The 20,588-nt window shown below is 68.6% G+C and carries 20 protein-coding genes; 12 read left to right on the top strand and 8 right to left on the bottom strand.

What is annotated here, in order from left to right; genetic code table 11:
• The first annotated feature begins 59 nt into the window (after window positions 1-59).
• From AC1D1G_RS10400 to AC1D1G_RS10370, 7 genes are read left to right on the top strand one after another with little or no spacing between them, the layout of a single operon-like run.
• Window positions 60-1,379 carry an amidohydrolase family protein gene (locus AC1D1G_RS10400; protein ID WP_477951955.1) on the top strand — a complete coding sequence of 440 codons (1,320 nt, stop codon included), beginning with the start codon at window positions 60-62 and terminating at the stop codon, window positions 1,377-1,379.
• Window positions 1,380-1,423: 44 nt separating this feature from the next.
• Window positions 1,424-1,936 (top strand): 2-oxo-4-hydroxy-4-carboxy-5-ureidoimidazoline decarboxylase, encoded by a 513-nt coding sequence (gene uraD / locus AC1D1G_RS10395; RefSeq protein WP_477951954.1) that lies wholly within the window; start codon window positions 1,424-1,426, stop codon window positions 1,934-1,936.
• The gene (gene uraH / locus AC1D1G_RS10390) at window positions 1,936-2,265 is read left to right on the top strand and encodes a hydroxyisourate hydrolase (protein WP_005568751.1); all 330 of its coding nucleotides are present in this window, start codon (window positions 1,936-1,938) and stop codon (window positions 2,263-2,265) included. The genes uraD and uraH overlap by 1 nt, the downstream gene beginning before the upstream one ends.
• A gap of 3 nt (window positions 2,266-2,268) precedes the next feature.
• The gene (gene pucL, locus AC1D1G_RS10385; RefSeq protein ID WP_037242142.1) at window positions 2,269-3,180 is read left to right on the top strand and encodes a factor-independent urate hydroxylase; all 912 of its coding nucleotides are present in this window, start codon (window positions 2,269-2,271) and stop codon (window positions 3,178-3,180) included.
• Window positions 3,180-4,547 carry an 8-oxoguanine deaminase gene (locus AC1D1G_RS10380; RefSeq protein ID WP_477951992.1) on the top strand — a complete coding sequence of 456 codons (1,368 nt, stop codon included), beginning with the start codon at window positions 3,180-3,182 and terminating at the stop codon, window positions 4,545-4,547. The genes pucL and AC1D1G_RS10380 overlap by 1 nt, the downstream gene beginning before the upstream one ends.
• 4 nt (window positions 4,548-4,551) lie before the next feature.
• Window positions 4,552-5,361, top strand: a complete 810-nt coding sequence (locus AC1D1G_RS10375; protein WP_283354690.1) for an FAD binding domain-containing protein — start codon at window positions 4,552-4,554, stop codon at window positions 5,359-5,361.
• Window positions 5,358-8,069: a molybdopterin-dependent oxidoreductase gene (locus AC1D1G_RS10370; RefSeq protein WP_283334913.1), complete on the top strand. Its 2,712-nt coding sequence runs from the start codon at window positions 5,358-5,360 to the stop codon at window positions 8,067-8,069. Before AC1D1G_RS10375 ends, AC1D1G_RS10370 begins: the two co-directional genes overlap by 4 nt.
• 32 nt (window positions 8,070-8,101) lie before the next feature.
• Here AC1D1G_RS10370 and AC1D1G_RS10365 read toward each other — a convergent pair whose 3' ends face one another.
• Complete coding sequence (locus AC1D1G_RS10365; protein WP_280779054.1) at window positions 8,102-8,569, bottom strand: NUDIX hydrolase; 468 nt, start codon at window positions 8,567-8,569, stop codon at window positions 8,102-8,104.
• 9 nt (window positions 8,570-8,578) lie between these two features.
• The gene (locus AC1D1G_RS10360) at window positions 8,579-9,883 is read right to left on the bottom strand and encodes an NAD(P)/FAD-dependent oxidoreductase (protein WP_477951952.1); all 1,305 of its coding nucleotides are present in this window, start codon (window positions 9,881-9,883) and stop codon (window positions 8,579-8,581) included.
• A 154-nt stretch (window positions 9,884-10,037) separates the two neighbouring features.
• Between AC1D1G_RS10360 and AC1D1G_RS10355 the strand changes: the two genes are divergently transcribed.
• Window positions 10,038-10,937: a LysR family transcriptional regulator gene (locus tag AC1D1G_RS10355; protein ID WP_009477562.1), complete on the top strand. Its 900-nt coding sequence runs from the start codon at window positions 10,038-10,040 to the stop codon at window positions 10,935-10,937.
• Here AC1D1G_RS10355 and AC1D1G_RS10350 read toward each other — a convergent pair.
• A complete protein-coding gene (locus AC1D1G_RS10350) occupies window positions 10,934-11,878 on the bottom strand; it encodes an alpha/beta fold hydrolase (RefSeq protein WP_280779057.1) in 945 nt (314 codons plus the stop codon). The two genes, AC1D1G_RS10355 and AC1D1G_RS10350, sit on opposite strands and share 4 nt — an antisense overlap.
• A 225-nt stretch (window positions 11,879-12,103) precedes the next feature.
• Between AC1D1G_RS10350 and AC1D1G_RS10345 the strand changes: the two genes are divergently transcribed.
• Together AC1D1G_RS10345 and AC1D1G_RS10340 are read left to right on the top strand one after the other, a co-directional pair.
• On the top strand, window positions 12,104-12,685 hold the full coding sequence (locus AC1D1G_RS10345) for a nucleotidyltransferase family protein (protein ID WP_477951951.1): 582 nt from the start codon (window positions 12,104-12,106) through the stop codon (window positions 12,683-12,685).
• Between the two features lie 104 nt (window positions 12,686-12,789).
• Window positions 12,790-13,218 (top strand): ester cyclase, encoded by a 429-nt coding sequence (locus AC1D1G_RS10340; RefSeq protein ID WP_477951949.1) that lies wholly within the window; start codon window positions 12,790-12,792, stop codon window positions 13,216-13,218.
• 9 nt (window positions 13,219-13,227) lie between these two features.
• Here the strand turns inward: AC1D1G_RS10340 and AC1D1G_RS10335 are convergent, their stop codons facing one another.
• Together AC1D1G_RS10335 and AC1D1G_RS10330 are read right to left on the bottom strand one after the other, a co-directional pair.
• Complete coding sequence (locus AC1D1G_RS10335) at window positions 13,228-14,046, bottom strand: ABC transporter permease (RefSeq protein ID WP_105420896.1); 819 nt, start codon at window positions 14,044-14,046, stop codon at window positions 13,228-13,230.
• Window positions 14,043-14,999 (bottom strand): ATP-binding cassette domain-containing protein, encoded by a 957-nt coding sequence (locus AC1D1G_RS10330; RefSeq protein WP_477951948.1) that lies wholly within the window; start codon window positions 14,997-14,999, stop codon window positions 14,043-14,045. Before AC1D1G_RS10330 ends, AC1D1G_RS10335 begins: the two co-directional genes overlap by 4 nt.
• 149 nt (window positions 15,000-15,148) lie before the next feature.
• Between AC1D1G_RS10330 and AC1D1G_RS10325 the strand changes: the two genes are divergently transcribed.
• Entirely contained in the window at window positions 15,149-16,789 is a 1,641-nt protein-coding gene (locus tag AC1D1G_RS10325; protein WP_317570799.1) for a helix-turn-helix transcriptional regulator, read from the top strand.
• Between the two features lie 109 nt (window positions 16,790-16,898).
• The gene (locus tag AC1D1G_RS10320) at window positions 16,899-18,008 is read left to right on the top strand and encodes a flavin-containing monooxygenase (protein ID WP_477951946.1); all 1,110 of its coding nucleotides are present in this window, start codon (window positions 16,899-16,901) and stop codon (window positions 18,006-18,008) included.
• On the opposite strand, the gene AC1D1G_RS10315 is transcribed toward AC1D1G_RS10320, so the two are convergent.
• The 3 genes from AC1D1G_RS10315 to AC1D1G_RS10305 are packed head-to-tail and all read right to left on the bottom strand — an operon-like array spanning window position 17,980 to window position 20,575.
• On the bottom strand, window positions 17,980-19,149 hold the full coding sequence (locus AC1D1G_RS10315) for a lipid-transfer protein (RefSeq protein WP_477951945.1): 1,170 nt from the start codon (window positions 19,147-19,149) through the stop codon (window positions 17,980-17,982). The two genes, AC1D1G_RS10320 and AC1D1G_RS10315, sit on opposite strands and share 29 nt — an antisense overlap.
• Window positions 19,146-19,568 (bottom strand): MaoC family dehydratase, encoded by a 423-nt coding sequence (locus AC1D1G_RS10310; protein ID WP_280779064.1) that lies wholly within the window; start codon window positions 19,566-19,568, stop codon window positions 19,146-19,148. The genes AC1D1G_RS10315 and AC1D1G_RS10310 overlap by 4 nt, the downstream gene beginning before the upstream one ends.
• Entirely contained in the window at window positions 19,565-20,575 is a 1,011-nt protein-coding gene (locus AC1D1G_RS10305; RefSeq protein ID WP_477951943.1) for a bifunctional MaoC family dehydratase N-terminal/OB-fold nucleic acid binding domain-containing protein, read from the bottom strand. Before AC1D1G_RS10305 ends, AC1D1G_RS10310 begins: the two co-directional genes overlap by 4 nt.
• Window positions 20,576-20,588: the final 13 nt, after the last annotated feature.

The raw sequence follows: 20,588 nt of genomic DNA, 5'->3' as shown, positions 1-20,588 counted from the left end.
GAACCCGTGTCCGGCGGGCGCGAACCAGCCGCACTCCCGAGAACCCATGGAGGATGCGGATGCATGCCGATCTGATTTCCGATGTCACCGTCTACTCCAACGGCAGCTGGCTGCCGCACCGCGACGTCCTGATCGCCGACGATCTGATCACCGAGATCCGCCCGACCGCTCCGGCACCGTCGGGGGCCACAGCGGTCGACGGTGCGGGGGCATACCTGATGCCCGGATTCGTCAACACCCACACCCACCTGCAGCAGTCGTTGATGCGCGGCATCGGCGAGGGGCAGCCGCTGCTCAGCTGGCTACTGACCGTCGGTGAGGAATCCGCGATCATCACCCCCGAGCGGGCGTATCTGGCCGCGGTCGCCGCGAGCCTCGACGCCCTGCGCAGCGGCACCACGGCGCTGGTCGAGCACATGTGGCCACATCCGTCTGCGGACGTGCACGACGCGGTGCTGCGCGCCCTGGAGGACACCGGGGTGCGGGCGCTCCTCGGTCGCGGAGTCGCGGACCGGGCGGACGTAACGCGCAAGTGGGGCGTCGACCCGCGCCTGCTGCAGCCGCTGGCCGGGGTGCTCGAGCACACCGACCAGCTGGTCAAGCAGGCCGACGGCACACGCGTCGCGGTCGGTCTGGCCGTCCCGAATCCCCGATCGCTGACCCCGGAGGGGATGGCAGCGGTGCGGCAATTCGCCGGCGAACGCGATATGACGGTGTCGATCCACCTGCTGGAGACGCCCACCGACGACGTGATGTGCCGTGAGCATGCCGGCGCAGGCGCGGTCGACTATCTCGACACGAACGGGTTCCTGTGGGACCGATTGCTCGCCGTGCACTGCTGCGAACTCGATGCCCACGGGCACGCGGTGCTGGCCCGCCGCGGTGTGGCCGTCTCGTACAACCCGATGAGCAACATGCGGCTCGGAAGCGGTGTCGCCCCCGTCCCGGAGATGCTCGCGGCGGGGATCGCGGTCGGGCTCGGCGTCGACGGCGCCGCCAGCAACGACACCCAGGACATGCTCGAAACGCTGCGCATGGGCGCCTACGTGCAGCGGGCGCATCGCAAGACGGCCGACCTGTTCGGATTCGACGCCATGATGGACCTCGCGACGAACGGCGCGAACGGGAATCTCGGTTTCGCGTCCCGCCCGGACGGTGTGGCCGTCGGCGGCCCGGCCGACCTGACCCTGATCCGCTTCGAGCGCGACTTCGGTTGCCTGCCGGTCCGCGACCCGGGCGCGACGCTGTTGACCACCGGGAGCCGGCAGATCGTCGACACCGTCCTGGTCGACGGCGAAGTACTGATCCGGGACGGACACAGCACCAGGGTCGACGAAGCGGGGCTTATCGCCGAATTGACCGCCACCGGTGCGCCATAGTGGTAGCCAGAGGTACCGAAAAGGCGCACGAGCGAGGAGCCCTCATGACCGAACCGCCCGGCCTGATCGCGTTCAACGCACTGAGCGACGCGCGGGCCGTCGATCTGCTCGTGCAGTGCTGCTCGTCGACGGTGTGGGCGCAGCGGATGGCCGCCGGCCGCCCGTTCCCGTCCGCCGACTCGCTGTACACCGCCGCCGACAACGTTCTCTACGACCTGACGGAGTCCGAGATCGACGCGGCTCTGGCCGGCCACCCGAGGATCGGGGACCGGGCCGACAACCCGTCGTCTGCTCGCGAACAGTCGGCGGTCGCGTCCGCCGACGACGACGTCCGCGCGCGCCTGCGGGCCGGTAACGGGGAGTACGAGCAGAAGTTCGGGCACGTCTACCTGGTGTGCGCGTCCGGCCGGTCGGCGCAGGAACTACTGGACGTGCTGCGCGACCGCCTCGGCAACGACAGCGCGACGGAGCGCAAGATCCTGCGGACCGAGCTGGCCGCCATCAACCGGATACGCCTCGAACGCCTTCTCGGCGAGATCGGAGACACGGCACCCTGATGTCCAAGATCCTCAGCACCCACGTGCTCGACGCCACCGACGGCACACCCGCGGCCGGGATGTTCGTTCACCTGCTGTCACCTGAACGCGACGTCATCGCGAGCGCGTCGACCGATGCGGACGGCCGAATCGCCGAAATCGCGCCCGAGGGTCTGATCGCGGCCACCTATTCGCTGGTCTTCGAGACCGGCGAGTACTTCGCCGCCCGCGGCCAGGAGACGTTCTACCCGGAGGTGTGCGTCACGTTCGTCCTCGACGACCCGCAGCGCGGTTACCACGTCCCGTTGCTGTTGTCCCCCTTCGCCTATTCCACCTACCGCGGGAGCTGAAGAATGACCGACCTCACCGGCGCTATCGTCCTGGGCGACAACCAGTACGGCAAAGCCGAGAACCGCATCGTGCGGATCTACCGCGACACCCCCCGGCACGAGATCCGGGACGTGAGCGTGTCGACCTGCCTACGAGGCGACTTCTCGGCGGCGCATCTCGCCGGCGACCAGAGTTCGGTGCTGCCCACCGACACCCAGAAGCAGACGGCGTACTCCTACGCGAAGGAGAAGGGACTCGACTCCATCGAGGAGTACGGGCTGACGCTGGCACGGCACTTCGTGGACGACGTGGCCCCGGTCGAGGGCGCCCGCATCGAGATCGAGGAATACGCCTGGCAGCGCGCGGTGGTCGACGGAGCGGAGCACGACCACACCTGGGTGCGCAAGGGTGAAGAGGTGCGCACCGCGGCGATCACCGTCGACGCCGACGGCACGTGGGTGGTCGGCGGGCTGAAGGATCTGGTGATCCTCAAGTCCACTGGCAGCGAGTTCTTCGGATTCCTGAAGGACGAGTACACGATCCTCGAGGAGACCCACGATCGGGTGATGGCGACTTCGCTTGTCGTGCAATGGCGGTTCGTCACCACCGACGTGGACTGGAACGGTGTCTACGCCGGCATCAAGGAGCAGATCGTCGCGACGTTCGCAACCGTCCACTCGCTCGCCCTCCAGCAGACGCTGTACGAGATCGGCAAGGCGATCCTCGAGCGCTACCCTGTGCTCGCGGAAGTGCGCCTGTCCGCGCCCAACAAGCATCACTTCGCCCACGACCTCGCCCGCTTCGGTGTGGAGAACGACAACGAGGTCTTCCACGCCGCCGACCGCCCCTACGGCCTGATCCAGGCGACGGTGCAGCGGTCCGATGCCCCGGACGCCGGGCCCGCATGGTCGGCGTACGCGGGCTGGCTCAGCTGATGAATGCCGGCTCGGGCACCGTCGTCGTCTCCGGCGCGTACGTCGCCACTGTCGACGCGGCGGGCACGGAGTACCCGGACGGATATGTCGTCGTGCGGGGCAATCGCATCGTCGACATCGGTGCCGGTCCCGCGCCCGTGATCGACGGTGCGCGGGTGGTCGACGGACGGGGTTGCCTGCTCACCCCCGGGCTGGTGAACACGCACCATCACCTGTACCAGTGGATCACCCGTGGGCTCGCCGCCGACGACACCCTGTTCGGCTGGCTGACCACCCTCTACCCGGTCTGGGCGGGCATCGACGCCGACGCCGTCCGGACCGCGGCCACCGGCGGTCTCGCCTGGCTGGCGAAGCACGGCTGCACGACCACGACGGACCACCACTACGTCGTGCCACGCGACGGCGGCGACGTGTTCGGCGCCGAGATCGAGGCCGCGCAGATCGTCGGGCTCCGTTTCCACCCCAGCCGAGGGTCGATGGACCTCGGCCACAGCCAGGGCGGACTGCCACCGGATTCGGTGGTGGAGCGTCTCGAGGACGTCCTGAAGGGCACCCAGGACGTCATCGACCGCTGGCACGACCCGGCTCCCGACTCGATGCTGAGAATCGCGGTGGCCCCCTGCTCGCCGTTCTCCGTCACCGCCGACCTCCTGACCGAGGCCGCGGCCCTCGCCCGTTCGGCAGGCGTGCGGCTGCATACCCATCTCGCGGAAACCCTTGACGAGCAGGACTTCTGCCACGAGCGGTTCGGCTGCACCCCGGTGCAGTACATGGAGCAACTCGGCTGGGTGGGCCCCGACGTCTGGTACGCGCATGCCGTCCACCTGGACGACGTCGCGATCGCCGCGATGGCAGGCACCGGAACCGGGGCAGCCCACTGCCCCACGTCCAATGCGCGCCTCGGCGCCGGGATCGCCCGCGCCAAGGACCTCCACGCGGCGGGGGTTCCTCTGGGGCTCGGCGTCGACGGCGCCGCCAGCAACGAGGCGTGCAACATGCTCGAGGAGGCCCGGCACGCCGTGCTGTTCGCGCGGGCCCGCGGCGGCCCGGGCGAGATGACGGTGCGCACCGCCCTCGAACTCGCCACGCGCGGCGGGGCCCGGGTACTCGGCAGGGAGGACGAACTCGGCACTCTCGAGCCCGGCAAACTGGCCGACCTCGCATTGTGGCGGGTCGACACCCTCGCACATTCCGGCATCACCGATCCGGTGGCGGCGCTCGTACTCGGAGTCACACCGCCGCTGGAGTTGCTTCTGGTGAACGGGCGAGCCGTCGTCGAGCGTGGGAGAGTGATCACCGTGAACGAGGAGAACGTCGCCGCGGAGGTCGAGCAGGCCCACCGGGCCCTGGTGCGTAAGGCGGGGTGAGTCGATGGATCTGTCGTTCGTGACGGAACTCTCGGCCCCGCGCAGCCGTGACGACCTACCCGCCCCGGAACCCGGAACGGCATTCCTGGCGGGCGGCACCTGGCTGTATTCGGAACCGCAGCCGACGGTCACCCGGCTGGTGGACCTGACCACCCTCGACTGGCCTGCGATCACCGTCCACGACGACGGACTCGAGCTCGCCGCGACGTGCACCATCGAGAACCTCTGCAACGCACCGTTTCCCGCGGAGTGGACGGCGGCGAGCCTGTTCCGGCCGTGCGCCGAGTCCCTGGTCGCGTCGTGGAAGATCTGGCACACCGCGACCGTCGGCGGCAACCTGGCGCTGGCGCTCCCGGCCGGGGCGATGATCACCCTGTGTTGCACCCTCGACGCCGAACTCCTGATCTGGACCGCCGACGGGGGTGAACGCCGGGTTCCGGTCGACCGATTCGTCACCGATGCCGGTCGCACGGTGCTCGGAGCCGGTGACCTGATCCGCAGCATCCACCTCCCCGCCGCCGCGTTGCGGGGCCGCACGTCGCTGCGCAAGATCGCGTACTCGCCGCTCGGACGGTCCGGCGCCCTGCTGGCCGGACGGGTCGACGTGGACGGTTTCGCGTTGACCGTCACCGCGTCGACCGTCCGCCCGTTCGTCCTCCGCTTCCCCACCGTTCCCGGTCCCGACGTGTTGAGCGAGTCTCTGTCGGAACGGATCTCCCCCGACGACTACCTGACCGACGCGCACGGCGCCGCAGACTGGCGTCGGCACGTCACGGGAGTCCTCGCCGAGGAGATCAGGAGGGAGCTGGAATGAAGTTGACGGTCGACGGACAGTCGGTGGATGCAGACCCACGGCCTGGTCAGTGCCTGCGCACCTTCCTGCGGGAGCAGCAGCGGTTCGCGGTCAAGAAGGGCTGCGACGCCGGCGATTGCGGCGCCTGTTCCGTACTGCTCGACGGCGCCCCGGTGCACTCGTGTGTGGTGCCGGCGCACCGCGCCGAGAACCGCGAGGTGACGACCGCGGCCGGTCTCGGCAGTCCCGATCGACTCCACCCCGTGCAGCAGCGGTTCGTCGACGCGGCCGGCTTCCAGTGCGGGTTCTGCACCCCCGGGATGGTGGTGACCGCGTCCGCGCTGGACTCCGGCCAACGCGCCGACCTGCCGCGCTCACTGAAGGGGAATCTGTGCCGCTGCACCGGCTATCGCGCCATTCGCGACGCCGTCGGCGGCGTGTGCACCACCGAATCGGACAGTGCCGGTGAGTCGTTCGGCCGCTCCATTCCCGCGCCCGCCGCCGCCCGGGTGGTGTGCGGCGCCGAGCCCTTCACACTGGATCTGGCCGTCGAGGGCCTGACGCACATCCAGATCCTCGGCAGCCCGCATGCGCACGCCCGCATCACCCGACTCGACACCTCCGCCGCGGAGAGGCTGCCCGGCGTCCACGCGGTGCTCACCCACCGCGACAGTCCCGACGTCGCCTTCTCCACGGCCCGCCACGAGTTCCGCACCGACGACCCCGACGACACCTACGTGTTCGACACGATCCTCCGGTTCCGGGGGCAACGGGTCGCGGCCGTCGTCGCCGACTCCGTCGACATCGCCCGGCGCGCAGTGGAATTGATCGACGTGGAGTATGAAGTACTGGAACCGGTCTTCGATCCCGACCTGGCACGCCGCCCCGGCGCCCCCGTGCTGCACGGCGACAAGGGCGCCGATGCCCGGATCGCGGACCCGGCCCGGAACCTGGTGGCCGAGGTCCACGGCGAAGTCGGCGACCTCGCCGCCGGGCTCGCGGCGGCGCGGGACACGGGCGCCGTGGTGGAGGGCACGTGGCAGACGCAACGCGTGCAGCACGCGCATCTCGAAACCCACTCGGCCATCGGCTGGCTCGACTCCGACGGGCGGCTCACCCTCCGCAGCAGCACCCAGGTGCCCTTCCTCGTCCGCGACGAACTCGCCCACCTGTTCTCGCTCGACCGCTCACAGGTCCGGGTGTTCACCGCCCGCATCGGGGGCGGCTTCGGCGCCAAACAGGAAATGCTGGTCGAGGATCTCGTCGCCCTCGCCGTTCTGCGCACCGGCAGACCGGTGCAGTACGAGTTCACCCGCTCCGACCAGTTCACTATCGCCCCGTGCCGGCATCCCATGCGCGTGTCGGTGAAGGTCGGGGCCGACGGCGACGGAAAGCTGACGGCGCTCGCCGTCGACGTGCTCTCGGACGCCGGTGCGTACGGCAATCATTCGGTGGGCGTGATGTTCCACGGCTGCAGCGAATCCGTTGCGCTGTATCGATCGCCGAACAAGCGGGTGGACGCCCAGGCCGTCTACACCAACAACCTGCCGTCCGGGGCGTTCCGCGGCTACGGTCTGGGCCAGGTCATCTTCGCGGTGGAATCCGCGCTCGATCAGCTGGCGACGCAGCTGGGCGTCGATCCGTTCGAACTGCGCCGCCGCAACGTGGTCGTCCCGGGTGACGACTTCGTCGATGCCGAAGTGGAGCGCGGCGACCTCACGTACGGCAGTTACGGACTCGACCAATGCCTCGACCTGGCCGAGGCCGCACTGCGCCGCGGCAACGACGTGCCCCCGCCGGACGGCCCGCAGTGGCGGGTCGGTGAGGGCATGGCGGCGTCGATGATCGCGACCATTCCGCCGCGGGGGCACTTCGCGGACGTGTCCTGCACCCTCGTCGAGGGCGGCCGGTACGAACTTCGGGTGGGCACCGCGGAGTTCGGCAACGGCACCACCACCGTCCACGCCCAGCTCGCCGCGTCCGCGTTGGGCACCACCGCCGACCGGATCACCGTGCTGCAATCCGACACCGACGTCGCCGGGCACGACACCGGCGCGTTCGGTTCGGCGGGCACGGTGGTCGCCGGTAAGGCGGTGCATCTTGCGGGAACCCGGTTGCGGGAGCAGCTGTTCGAGGTCGCTCGCCGCGTGGCGGGTGCCGCCGAGGACGCCGACTGCGCGCTGACACCCGACGCGGTCGAGGTCGCCGGGCGGGTCGTCGAACTCGACAAGCTGGTGCCCGAGGGACCGATCCGCGCCGAGGGCAGGCACGACGGTACCCCCCGCTCGGTGGTGTTCAACGTGCACGCGTTCCGGGTGGCGGTCGACACCGTCACCGGGGAGGTCCGGATCCTGCAGTCCATCCAGGCGGCGGATGCCGGCACGGTCCTCAACCCGCAGCAGTGCCGCGGGCAAGTCGAGGGCGGTGTCGCGCAGGCGATCGGCAGCGCACTGTACGAGGAGATCCTGCTCGACGGCGCCGGGACCGTGCTCAACCCGCAACTCCGGAATTATCACCTTCCGCAGCTCGTGGACGTGCCGGACACCGAGGTCTACTTCGCGGACACCTACGACGAACTGGGCCCGCACGGCGCCAAGTCGATGAGCGAGTCACCGTACAACCCGGTCGCCCCCGCCCTGGCCAATGCGATCGCGGACGCCACCGGCGCCCGGCTTCGGCGGATCCCGATGACCCCCGCCGCCGTCTGGCGTGCGCTCCCGCGCCCGTGAGTACTTGTTAACGTCCCGCGGTTAATAAGTACTCACGGGGCGAGGTGCTCGCGCAGCGCTCTTACTAGCGGACGCTGCCCCTTGACCAGCTTCGTCTCGGCGACGCTCGCCGGGAACCAGCGGGCGTCGTCGACCTCGGGGAACTGTTGACGCTTCCCCGACCGCGGCGGCCACTCCAGTTCGAACGTGTTGCTCTTCACGAACGTGACGTCCTCGCTCACCTCGGCCGCGTAGACGGTGATCAGCTTGCGTGAGGGCTGCCGGAATTCGCCGAGCAGCTCGTACTCGACGGCCGGCGGCGGCGCGCCGATCTCTTCCTCGAACTCACGCAGCGCGGCCTTGTAGGGGTCTTCGCCCTCGACGTACTCACCCTTGGGGATCGACCACGCGGCCTCGTCCTTACGCGCCCAGAACGGGCCACCCATGTGCACGATCCACAACTGGAGCACCCCCGCATCGTCGGTGCGATACAGGAGCACTCCAGCGCTGGTGACGGTCATGGACCCAGGTTAGGCTGCGGCATCCTCTCGCTGGTCGCGCAGCTCGGCAGGTTCGATTTCCTGGGCGTAGTGGAAGTGCGGGCGGCGGTGTCCGAGGAACGAACCGCACCACGACATCACCGCGACGTACCGGTTGCGGAATCCGACCAGGTAGACGAGGTGCACGGCGAGCCACAGGAACCAGGCGAGCACACCGGTCAGCTCGACCTTGCCGACGCGGGTGATCGCACGGAACCGGTTGATGATCGCCATGCTGCCCTTGTCGCGGTACGTGAACGGCGTTCCGAGGGCGCGTTTCCCGGTGATGATGGCCGCGACGTGCCGTCCACCCTGCATCGCGAACGGCGACTGCGCGGGCAGATTGTTCAGCGACGCCATGTCGCCGATCGCGTAGATGTCGTCGTAGCGACCCACCGTGAGGTCCTCGTCGACCAGCAGACGGCCTCCGCGGCCGGTCTCGCAGCCGGTCCGGTCCGCGAGCACCGCTGCGAAGTCGTTGGCCTGGATGCCCGCCGACCAGATGATCGTGTCCGCCGTGAGGCGCTTCTCGAAGCCGGTGCTCGGCGACGACAGGGTGGCACCGTGTTCGTCGATGTCGGTCACCATCGTGCCCAGCACCACCTCGACACCCGCCTTCTCCAGCGAGTCCTGCGTGTACTTGCTGAGCTTGCCGCCGAACACGGGCAGCGTCTCCCCCGCACCCTCGACGAGGGTGACGGTGACGTCTTCGGACGTGATGTCGCGGAGCGACTTCTCGAAGTAGCGGCCCGCCAGTTCCTTGATCTGACCTGCCAGTTCGACACCGGTCGGACCGGCACCGATCACGATGAAGTGCAGCAGGTCGCGGCGACGCTCCGGGTCCGAGGTAGTGTGCGCCTCCTCGAAGCAGCGGACGATCTGCCTGCGCAGCCGGTCGGCGTCGGCGACGGTCTTGAGCGCGTACGTGACCTCGGCGAACTCGTCGTGGCCGAAGTAGGCCTGCCGGGCGCCGGTCGCGGCGATCAGGCTGTCGTAACCGATCGTGTGGCTCACCCCGCCGGCCTCGTAGACGACCTCTTTCTTGTCCGGGTCGACGTCGACGACGCGGCCGAGCCGGACGTCACCGCTGGGGTACTTCGCGAGGATCGCGCGGATGGACGGGGCGATCTCGCCGGGCGAGATGACACCGGTGGCGACCTGGTACAGAAGGGGCTGGAACAGATGCTCGGTGGTCTCGGAAATCAGCACGAAAGGCGTGCCTGCCTTGCCGAGCTTCTTCGCCGCCGCGAGGGCGCCGAATCCCGATCCCACGATGACGACCTGTGTGCGATCCACCGAAAACCTCCTACTGCTTCTGGCGTCTACTTAGCGCCGCGTATGAGCTCCACATTAGGGATCGACCATTGTTAATCGCCAGTAAGCTGGGGAAATCGAAATTGTGTTATCTCGATTGCTCATAAGTCTTCACGGAAGGACGTAACCTCAGGTCATGGAGTTCCGACAGCTTCGCTACTTCCTCGCGGTCGGCGAGGAGGGCAGTTTCTCGCGCGCGGCGCAACGCTGCTTCATCTCCCAGTCCGCGATCAGCCACCAGATCGCGAAGCTCGAACACGAGTTGGGCACCACCCTCCTGGAGCGGTCGACGCGCGCCACGCGGTTGACCGCGGCCGGCGAACGGCTGATGCCCATCGCGGCCGAGATGATGGGCCTCGAGGCCCGCGCGCTGTCGGTGGGACTCGATCCCCGCAACCGGCTCCGCATCAGCGCGAGCATGAGCTTCGCAACCCAGAGCCTCGAGGCGATATCGGCTGTCCGCGAAGACTTCCCACAGCTCGACATCGAATTCGTCATCAAGGACTTCACCGACCGGATGACCGCCGTCGCGTCGGGGGACGCCGATCTCGCACTCATCCGCGGCGGCGTCGACCGGCCGGGGCTCGAAACCGTGGAATTCGGGCTCGAAGACCTGGTGATCGTCACGTCGAGCAAACACCCGCTGGCGGGGGTCTCGACCGTCGACCTGAGCGAACTGGCACCGTACCCCCTGCTGCTACCGCCACGCAGCAGTCAGATCCTGATCCACACCGTGGTCGAGGACGCGTTCCGGCAGGTCGGGCAGCGGGTCATGCTCGGACCGTCGATCCCCAGCGACCACACCGCGACCCTCGACGTACTGACGACGCCGCGGTCGTGGACGGTGCTGTACGCGGACACCGCCGATGCGACTCCCCGCCGCGGGCTGAGCTTCCTGCGCGAGGCGCACGACCGACTGCGCATCCCGGTGTGCGGGGTCGTCCGGAGCGGAACGGCGACGAGACCCGAACTCACCCACCTGTTCCGCGCGCTCGCACAGTCGATCGCCGGGTCCCGCGGATCGGCCGAAACCTAGGCGTCGATCAGTCCGTGCCGGTCCACCCACGTGAGCACGTGGTCGAGCATCGTGTCGGGAACCTCGAGCTGCGGGGTGTGCCCCACGTTTCCGAGAATCACGCTGTCCCACCGCGGGTTTGCCGTTGCCACCTTGCGGGCCGCCGCGACCGGGACCAGTCGGTCGCGGTCGCCGTGGAGCAGGAGAACGGGTTGTGCGATCGACCGCATGGTGTCGAGGTATCGGCGCGGGCGAGCCAGGACCCGCATGAGGGACCGGCTGGCCTGAAGGAACGCCGCATCCTCGGACGGCAGCCCGCGCCGGTATCCCGCGAGAGCCGCTGCGGCGTCGAGGGAATCTTCCGACGCCCGGCTCGGCTCGGCGAAGCACAGGTCGATCATCCGCTGGACCAACTGCCGGTCCGTCAACTTCCTGCTCGAGTACTGCAGGAACCGCTCCCCCACGAACGGCGTGAAGTACATCGCGAACTGCGCGGCGATCCGTGGGTCCGGGATCCGTTGCGCAACAGGCAGTGCGGGATCGACGAGAACCAGCGCCGAGACCATCTCGGGGTGCGCCGCCGTCTCGAACAGCGAGATCATGCCGCCCATCGAGTTGCCCATCAGGATCACGGGACCGCCGACGACGTCACGGAGGAAGCGATGCAGCACCTTCGCATTGGCGCCCACCCCCGTCCGGCGGCGCCCGGACGGACTGAGCCCGAAGCCGGGGAGATCCACGGTCAGCACCCGGGTGCGCTCCGCGAGGACCGGTGCGATCCGGACCCAGTTGAGATGCGAGCCGCCGAGTCCGTGAACCATCACCACGGGAGGAGATCCGGTGTCGGCACCGTATTCGACCCAGTGGACGGGACCGTCGAGGTCGACGACGCTGCCGGAGCCGCCCCACTGCTGCGCGAACTCCTGCCGGGAAGGTTCGCCGACTCTGTTCGGATCCACCATGTGTCCGTCCGTTCCGACTGTTGGCGTGTCGAGGCCACCGGCCAGTCTACGGTGCAGTTCGCGACGTGGGAGCGAAGCATGGATCGACCGCGACGTCGTCATCGCCGGGCCGGCGGGCAAGTACCCCGGCATCACCGCCGAGGACTACCTCTACCAGCGCGTCGACGCGAACTTCGCCGAGGAAAAGTATGTTGAACGCATGCAGCGCGGACCAGTGAGACCACGATGACGATCGGGGGCGTGCTGCTCGCCGCCGGGGCCGGTTCGCGCATGGGCATGCCCAAGGCTCTCGTCGTCGGCGCGGACGGAGAACCGTGGCTCGCGCGCGGAGTGCGAGTGCTGTCGGAGGCGGGATGTGAGCCCACCGCCGTGGTGCTCGGTGCCCGCGCCGAGGAGGCCGAGGACCTACTGCCGGGCGGTGTCCCCGTCACCGTCGGGATCGCGGAGGACTGGCAGTCGGGGCTGTCCGCCTCCCTGCGCCGGGGGCTGGAGGTCGCGGCAACGTTCGACGACGTCGATGCCGTCGTCATCACCCTCGTCGACCTCCCCGACCTCGGCGCCGACGCAATCCGGCGGGTGGCGTCGGTGCCGCCCGGCGACGCCCGAGCGTCGCTGCGTCAGGCTCACTACTCCGGCCGTCCGGGCCACCCCGTGCTGATCGGCCGGGACCACTGGCTCCCGTTGCGGCGCAGCCTCACCGGCGACTCCGGTGCACGCACGTACCTCGGGGCACACGGCGCCGACACGGTCGACTGCTCCGACCTGGGGTCGGGACGCGACGTCGATTCGCCGCGCGAACTCCCCTAGCCCTCTGGACGAACGGGACGCTCGTTCGATCCGACGCAACGGGCGTCCCGTTGGCCCGGCGGAGGTGGGTATACGCCGCGACGTGATCGGCAGACAATGGAGTCATGTCACTGGAAACGAACAAGGAATTGATCCGGCGTTTCTACACCGAGATCGACGCAGGCAACATCGACGCACTGGACGAACTCGTCGACGAGAATTACCTCGACCATTCACCGCCGCCGTTTCCCGGCCTCGAAGCACCGGGGCGCGAGGGACTGAAACAGGTGTTCCGGTTGTTCTGGGAGGCCACACCGGGGACGCACCTGATCGAGGATCAGGTGGCCGAGGGCGACAAGGTCGTCACCCGGCTGCTGTGTGCCGGAACGCAGACGGGTGATCTGCCCGGAATTCCCGCGACGGGGAACCGCATGGAAATGACCGCCACCGTCATCCACCGCATCGAAAATGGGCGGATTGCGGAGAAGTGGTCGGACAAGGACGTCCTCGCCATGCTCCAGCAGTTGGGGGTGATCCCTGTCGCGGGGCGGTGACCGTCGCCCTCAGCGGCTGACGGCCTTCTTGTAGCGCCGGATCGCGAACGGCACGAAGATCACCAGCAGCACCGCCGACCATGCCAGTGAGGCGATGATCGGGTGCTGCAACGGCCACGCGTCGGGAACGGTCATGTCCGGGTTGGTGTTTCCGAACAGTTCCCGCACGGCCTGCGTCACCGCGGACACCGGATTCCATTCCGCGATCACCTTCAGCGGACCGGGCAGGTTGGTGGTCTCGACGAACGTGTTCGCGATGAACGAGAGCGGAAAGATGACGATGAAGCTGGCGTTGTTGAACACCTCCGGTGTCCGGATCCACAGGCCGACCACCGCCATCACCCACGACAGCGCGTAGGCGAACAACAGCAGGAGCAGGTAGCCGAGCAGCGCTTCGCCGAGACTCGAGTGGATGCGCCACCCGATGATGAGACCCGTCAGTGACATCACGATGAGGCTGACGATGTTGATCAGGACGTCGGTGGAGGTGCGGCCGAGGAGGACGGCGGACGGGGCCATCGGCAGCGACCGGAACCGGTCGATGATCCCCTTCTGCAGATCCTCGACCATCCCGAGACCCGTCCACGTGGCCCCGAAGATGACTGTTTGCGTGAATATCCCAGCGATCAGGAACTCCCGGTAGGACATCCCGGGAACCTGGATAGCACTACCGAACACGTACGCGAACAGCAGCACGAACATGATCGGCGACAACGTGGTGAACACGATGAGGTCGGGGACGCGCTTGATCTTGATCATGTTGCGCTTGGCGATCGTGAGCCCGTCCGCGAGCGCGGTGTGCACGGACGCGGTCTGTGGGGCGCTCATGAGACGTGCTCCTCTTCGGCTTCGTGTCCGGTCAGGGTGAGGAAGACGTCGTCCAGGGTCGGTCTGCGCMGACCGACGTCGAATACCTTCACTCCTCGATTGGAGAGTCGGCCCAGCGCCTCGACGAGGGCGTCCGCACCGCCGGTCACCGGCACCGTGACCCGGCGGACGTTCTCCTCCACCAGGATGTCCCCGGCGGCGAGCGGGGCCAGTTCGTCGCGCACGACGGAGAGTTCGATGCCCTCCCGGACGCTCAACTCGATGCGCTCACCGCCCACGCGGTCCTTCAATTCGTCGGCGGTTCCGCGGGCGATGACCGAACCGTGGTCGATGACGGCGATCTGGTCGGCGAGGCGCTCGGCTTCTTCCATGTACTGGGTGGTCAGGAGAAGCGTGGTGCCCCTGGCTACCAGATTGTCGATGACGTCCCACAGCGCCAGCCGGGCGCGGGGGTCGAGCCCGGTGGTCGGTTCGTCCAGGAACAACACTTCCGGCTCGGCGACGAGCGCTCCCGCGAGGTCGAGCCGACGACGCATGCCACCCGAGTAGCCCTTCACGGGACGATCTCCCGCCTCGACCAGATCGAACTGTTCGAGCAGTTCACGGGCGCGCGCCTTACTGCGTTTGCCCCCGAGGTGGTAGAGCCGCCCGACCATCTCGAGGTTCTCGAACCCGGTGAGGTACTCGTCGACGGCGGCGTACTGACCCGACGCCCCGATCCGGGACCGGAGCACCCGCGCGTCGTGGACGACGTCGAGACCGGCCACCTCCGCCCGGCCGGCATCCGGGACGAGAAGGGTGGTGAAGACCCGGACCGCGGTCGTCTTGCCGGCGCCGTTCGGGCCGAGCAGCGCCATCACCGTTCCCGACGGGACCGCGAGGTCGACCCCGTCCAGTGCCGTGACCTTGCCGTACTTCTTGACCAGACCCTCTGCCGTTATCGCATCGACCATCAGAAGTTCCCATCCGTTGGCGTGTGGAACCAGTGTGACTCGAGGCACCGACAGGTTGCAGGGAATATTCGACGTTCCCGGCGGGCCCGGTGCGGCGGTAGTCTGAAATCCGAGCAGGTCAGCGCGCAGATCTTCGGCAGGAGACAGTGATGTCCGACGCGGCGTCGGAACTCCGGACGGGCCGTGCGGCCTTCGAACGACGAGACTGGCGCGACACCTACGCCCGACTGTCGGGCGCCGACCGGCAGGACCCGCTGTCCGGTGATGACCTCGAACTGGTCGCCACCGCCGCCTACCTGCTCGGTGACGACGACGCCAGCACCGAATGGTGGGAACGGGCGGTGCACGAGTGGGCCCGCGCGGGTCGGCCGGTGCGCTCCGCGCGGTGCGCGTTCTGGCTCTCGTTCGTCCTGATCATGCGGGGCGAGCAGGCGCGCGGTGGCGGCTGGCTGAGCAAGGCCCAGCGACTGCTGGACACCGCGGGCGTCGATTGCGCCGAGCGGGGCTACCTGCTGGTGCCGCAGGGACTGCAACGGATCGACGCCGGTGACGGCAAGGCCGCCCACGACATCTTCCGTGCGATCACGGAGGCAGGCACCCGGTTCGCCGACCCGGATCTGACGACGCTCGGGGTGCTGGGCACCGGCCATTCGCTCGTCCTGCTGGGGGAGGTGGCCGACGCGGTGTCGGCGTTCGACGAGGCGATGGTCGGGGTGACGTCCGACGAGGTGTCCCCGGTGGTGGCGGGGATCGTGTACTGCGCCGTGATCGAGCAGTGCCAGAACATGTGCGATCTCCGCCGGTCCCGGGAATGGACTGTGGCGCTGGAGGAGTGGTGCTCTTCGCAACCCGACCTCGTCCCCTACCGCGGTCAGTGCCTCGTCCACCGCGCCGAGATCCTGCAACTGCAGGGCGAGTGGCCCACGGCGATGGATTCGGCGCGGCGGGCGCACGAGCGGCTCGCCTCGCATGCCGCGGCCGGGTCCGCCGCCTACGTGATGGCCGACCTCCACCGCCTGCGCGGCGAGGTCGCCCAGGCCGAGAAGTTGTTTCTGGAGGCGAACCGCTGGGGCAGGCGGCCGCAGCCCGGACTCGCGCTGCTGCGGATGGCGCAGGGGCGGGTCGGCAGCGCGGTCGCCTCGATCCGCTGCGCGGTGGACGAGTCCACCGGCGCGGTGGAACGCGCCCGGCTGCTGCCCGCCTGCGTGGACATCCTGCTCGCCGCCGGCGACGTCCCGGCGGCTCGCACCGCAGCCGACGAACTCGACTCGATCGCAACACGATTCGCGATACCCTACCTGTGTGCTCTGTCCGCTCAGGCGTCGGGGTCGGTGCTGCACGCCGAAGGACGGGGTAGCGACGCGCTGACCGTTCTGCGCGACGCGTGGCGGCGCTGGCAGGACATCGGCGCGCCGTACGAGTGTGCGCGAGTCCGGGAGTCGGTCGCGCTGGTGTGCCGCGACCTGGGTGACGACGACACCGCGCAGATGGAGCACGACCTCGCGTCCGCCACCTACCGGCAACTGGGTGCGGTCCCGGACCTCGAGCGACTGCGGGCGGAGTTCCGCCCCGACCCGACGGTCAGCACTCCCCTGACTCCGCGTGAAGTGTGCGTGCTCCGCCTCGTGGCGGCAGGCAAGAGCAACCGGGCGGTGGCGACGGAACTGTTCCTCAGCGAGAAGACGGTCGCGCGGCACCTGAGCAACATCTTCCTCAAGCTGGGGATCTCGTCGCGGTCCGCGGCCACGGCCTATGCCTACGAGCATCGCCTCGTCGGCCCGTCTGCATGAAAGTACCCATACGGTCGTACGTATCTGCGCCATTCTCCCGACGCGCCGAGATCGGCCCGGTCATAGCGTTGAGCACGACCACCGATCACCCGAGGGAAGAAGACAGACGATGTCCACAGAACACTTCGACACTATCGTGATCGGCGCCGGACAGGCCGGCCTCGCCACCGGATACCACCTCACACGATGCGGGCAGCGATTCGTGATCCTCGACGCCCACGACCGCGTCGGGGACGTGTGGCGGGAGCGATTCGACTCGCTCCGGCTCTACAGTCCCGCCCGGTACGACGGCCTGCCAGGCTGGGGAATTCCCGCCCCGGCTTGGTCCTGGCCCGGGAAGGACGAGGTCGCCGACTACTTCGAGGCGTACGCGCAGCGATTCGCACTGCCGATCCGGACCGGCACCACCGTCGACGGCCTGTCCCGTGCCGGCGACCGATACGTCGTCACGGCCGGGACGGACCGATTCGAGGCCGACAACGTCGTCGTCGCCTCCGGAACGTGGCAGTCCCCGGTCCTCCCGGATCTCGCCGAGCGTCTCGACCCCCGGATCCGGCAACTGCATTCGAGCGACTACCGCAATCCCTCCCAACTGCAGGACGGGCCGGTGCTGGTGGTCGGGTGCAGCCACTCCGGCGCGGACATCGCGCTGGAAGTCTCCCGTTCGCATCGCACCACGATCTGCGGGCCCGTCCGCGGGGAGGTGCCGTTCGACCTCGAGGGGCGCCTCGCCCACATCGCGATCCCGATCATGTGGTTCATGGCCAATCACGTTCTGACGGAACGCACACCCGTCGGCCGGAAGATGCGCACCCACGTCCGTTCGGGTGGCGGACCACTCCTGCGGGTCAAACGGGCCGACCTGGCCGCCGCTCGTGTGGAGCACTTCCCCGCGAAGGTCACCGGTGTCCACGACGGCAGACCGGTCCTCGACGACGGCACCGCACTCGACGTCCGCAACGTCATCTGGTGCACCGGGTTCCGCAAGGACACGTCGTGGATCCAGATCCCCGTCACCGGATCGGACGGGTGGCCCGAGCAGTCCCGCGGAGTGTCGCCGGACCATCCGGGACTGTATTTCGTGGGGCTGCCGTTCCTGCAGGCGTTCGCCTCGATGCTCACCGGCGGGGTGGGCAGGGATGCCGGGTATGTCGCGAAACACATTGCGCGCAGACAGACTCGGGCCGGACTCAGGCCGTCAGCACCAACCCTGACGTAGGCACACCGGTCCCGGCGGTGACGAGGACGTTCTGCACGCCGGAGACCTGATTCACGGACGTGCCGCGGATCTGACGCACACCCTCGGCGATGCCGTTCATCCCGTGGATGTAGGCCTCGCCGAGCTGGCCTCCGTGGGTGTTGAGCGGCAGACTGCCGTCGAGGTCGATGGCACCGTCGGCGATGAAGTCCTTGGCCTCGCCGCGGCCGCAGAAGCCGAGTTCTTCGAGCTGCATCAATACGTATGGGGTGAAGTGGTCGTAGAGGACGGCCAGATCCATGTCCTGCGGTCCGAGCCCGGCCTGATCCCACAGCTGCCTGCCGACCAACTCCATCTCGGGCAGTCCCGCGAGCTCCGGGCGGTAGTAGCTGGTCATGATGTACTGGTCGCTGYCGCTCCCCTGGGCCGCCGCGGCGATCACGGCCGGCTTCTGCTTCAGATCCTTCGCCCGCTCCGGTGACGTGACCACGATCGCGATGCCGCCGTCGGACTCCTGGCAGCAGTCGAGCAGGTGCAGGGGCTCGGCGATGAATCGGGAGTTCTGGTGGTCCTCGAGGGTGATCGGCTTGCCGTAGAAGAAGGCGTTCGGATTGGTGGCGGCGTGCTTGCGGTCGGTGACCGCGACCCGTCCGAAATCCTCGCTCGTGGCGCCGTATTCGTGCATGTACCGCTGGGCGACCATCGCGACGAACGCCGCCGGCGTCGACAGGCCGTGCGGGTAGGAGAACGCGTTGTCGGTACCCGACGAGTTCACCTGCTGCACCAGACCGGAGTTCACCTGCCCGAACCGCATTCCCGACCGCTCGTTGAACGCCCGGTACGCCACCACCACGTCGGCGACGCCGGTGGCCACGGCCATCGCCGCCTGCTGCACGGTCGCGCACGCCGCACCGCCGCCGTAGTGGATGCGGCTGAAGAACTTCAGGTCCGGAATCCCGACCGAACGGGCCACGGCCGCTTCGGTGTTGGTGTCCATCGTGAAGGATGTCAGGCCGTCGACGTCCGCGGGGGTCAGCCCGGCGTCGTCGAGCGCCGCCGTGACCGCCTCTGCCGCCAGCCGCAATTCGCTGCGGCCCGAATTCTTCGAGAAGTCCGTGGCGCCGATACCGGCGATGGCAGCCTTGCCCGACAGCCCGCTCATGCACCCGCTCCGTTCGTGCGTCCGTCCAGGACGAGGGTCACCTTCGACGTGATGTGGTCGCCGAGACCGTTCTTCCCGACGACGTCCAGCGTGACGACGCCGTCGTCCATCGCCGCCACCGTGCCGCTCAGGGTGAGGGTGTCGTACGCGTACCACGGAACGCCGAGGCGCAACGCGATCGACTTGATCACCGCGTTCGGCCCCGCCCAGTCGGTGACGAACCGCTGCACCAGACCCGTGTCGGTGAGGATGTTGACGAAGATGTCCTTCGACCCGCGTTGCTGCGCCAGGTCGCGGTCGTGGTGGACGTCCTGGAAGTCGCGTGTCGCCAATGCGGCCGAGACGACGAACGTCGGGTCGCCGGTCACGGTCAATTCCGGAAGCGTCGTTCCCACCGCGACATCGAGTGTGGACGTCATGACTGCTCCTTCGCTCCGCGCTGCCACGCGTACAGGGTCCACGGCGTGCCGCCCGTCTCGTCGTCGCCCGGGAAGTCGAGGTAGATCGCCTCCACCGGCATCCCGACCGTCACCTCGGCGGGGTCGACGCCGCGCAGCTCACCGAGCATGCGGACGCCTTCCTCCAGTTCGACCAGCGCCACCACGAACGGCAGCGAGCGTCCCGGCACCTTCGGCGCGTGGTGGACCACGTAACTGAACACGGTGCCGCGACCCGACGCGACGACGTAGTCCGTCGTCTCCGTCTTGTCCTTCCACAGCGCGGGCACCGGTGGGTGCTGCAGCGATCCGTCCTCACGCTGCTGGATCCGCAACTCGTGCGCGGCCACCCCGTCCCAGAAGAACTGGGTGTCCTGTGAGGCGCTGGGCCGCATCAGCTTGGTGGGGTCCAGATCGTCGAAAGATGCACCCTGGCCGTTCGCCGACTGTGACGCCGGTTCAGCGGGTTTGGGCGCGAACTTCAGGATGCGGAACAGCATCTCGGCGACGACCTCGCCGGTGCCGTCGTCGCCGGCGACCCGCCACAGGCTGCGGGTGGTGAAGAACCACCCCTCACCGAGGCCCGTCTTCTTCGGACCCACGAGATCCTCGAGGGTCGTGGTGATGGTGACCTCCTCACCGACCCTCAGGTAGCGGTGGTAGATCTGATCGCAGTTGGTGGCGACGACGGACGTGAACCCGGCCTCGTCGAGGATCGTCGTCATGCGGCCGAGCGGGTCGTCGGGTTGCCGAACGGCGTTCAGCCCCTGCATCGTCCACACCTGCGCCATCGCGGGCGGGGCCACGATGCCGTCGTGTCCCGCTGCCCGCGCCGCCGCCTCGTCGACGTAGATCGGATTCCGGTCGCCGATCGCCTCCACCCAGTTGCGGATCATCGGCAGATTGATCGGGTCACGCCCGAGGCGAGGAGCGCTCGGGCCCGCCGACCGGACCTCGTCCGCGGCAGCGAGAATCTGTTCGGAACTCATTTCGCGCGGCGCT

It is taken from the genome of Rhodococcus sp. P3_B8, from assembly GCF_056402775.1.
This window is presented reverse-complemented; position numbering and strand designations above follow the sequence as displayed.

Coding starts and splice junctions, on each gene's coding strand:
- uraH (WP_005568751.1), top strand. CDS start 1,936: ATGTCCAAGATCCTCAGCACCCACGTGCTCGACGCCACCGACGGCACA.
- AC1D1G_RS10400 (WP_477951955.1), top strand. CDS start 60: ATGCATGCCGATCTGATTTCCGATGTCACCGTCTACTCCAACGGCAGC.
- AC1D1G_RS10350 (WP_280779057.1), bottom strand. CDS start 11,878: ATGGTGGATCCGAACAGAGTCGGCGAACCTTCCCGGCAGGAGTTCGCG.
- AC1D1G_RS10380 (WP_477951992.1), top strand. CDS start 3,180: ATGAATGCCGGCTCGGGCACCGTCGTCGTCTCCGGCGCGTACGTCGCC.
- AC1D1G_RS10320 (WP_477951946.1), top strand. CDS start 16,899: ATGTCCACAGAACACTTCGACACTATCGTGATCGGCGCCGGACAGGCC.
- AC1D1G_RS10355 (WP_009477562.1), top strand. CDS start 10,038: ATGGAGTTCCGACAGCTTCGCTACTTCCTCGCGGTCGGCGAGGAGGGC.
- pucL (WP_037242142.1), top strand. CDS start 2,269: ATGACCGACCTCACCGGCGCTATCGTCCTGGGCGACAACCAGTACGGC.
- AC1D1G_RS10370 (WP_283334913.1), top strand. CDS start 5,358: ATGAAGTTGACGGTCGACGGACAGTCGGTGGATGCAGACCCACGGCCT.
- AC1D1G_RS10305 (WP_477951943.1), bottom strand. CDS start 20,575: ATGAGTTCCGAACAGATTCTCGCTGCCGCGGACGAGGTCCGGTCGGCG.
- AC1D1G_RS10335 (WP_105420896.1), bottom strand. CDS start 14,046: ATGAGCGCCCCACAGACCGCGTCCGTGCACACCGCGCTCGCGGACGGG.
- AC1D1G_RS10375 (WP_283354690.1), top strand. CDS start 4,552: ATGGATCTGTCGTTCGTGACGGAACTCTCGGCCCCGCGCAGCCGTGAC.
- AC1D1G_RS10340 (WP_477951949.1), top strand. CDS start 12,790: ATGTCACTGGAAACGAACAAGGAATTGATCCGGCGTTTCTACACCGAG.
- AC1D1G_RS10365 (WP_280779054.1), bottom strand. CDS start 8,569: ATGACCGTCACCAGCGCTGGAGTGCTCCTGTATCGCACCGACGATGCG.
- uraD (WP_477951954.1), top strand. CDS start 1,424: ATGACCGAACCGCCCGGCCTGATCGCGTTCAACGCACTGAGCGACGCG.
- AC1D1G_RS10325 (WP_317570799.1), top strand. CDS start 15,149: ATGTCCGACGCGGCGTCGGAACTCCGGACGGGCCGTGCGGCCTTCGAA.
- AC1D1G_RS10310 (WP_280779064.1), bottom strand. CDS start 19,568: ATGACGTCCACACTCGATGTCGCGGTGGGAACGACGCTTCCGGAATTG.
- AC1D1G_RS10345 (WP_477951951.1), top strand. CDS start 12,104: ATGACGATCGGGGGCGTGCTGCTCGCCGCCGGGGCCGGTTCGCGCATG.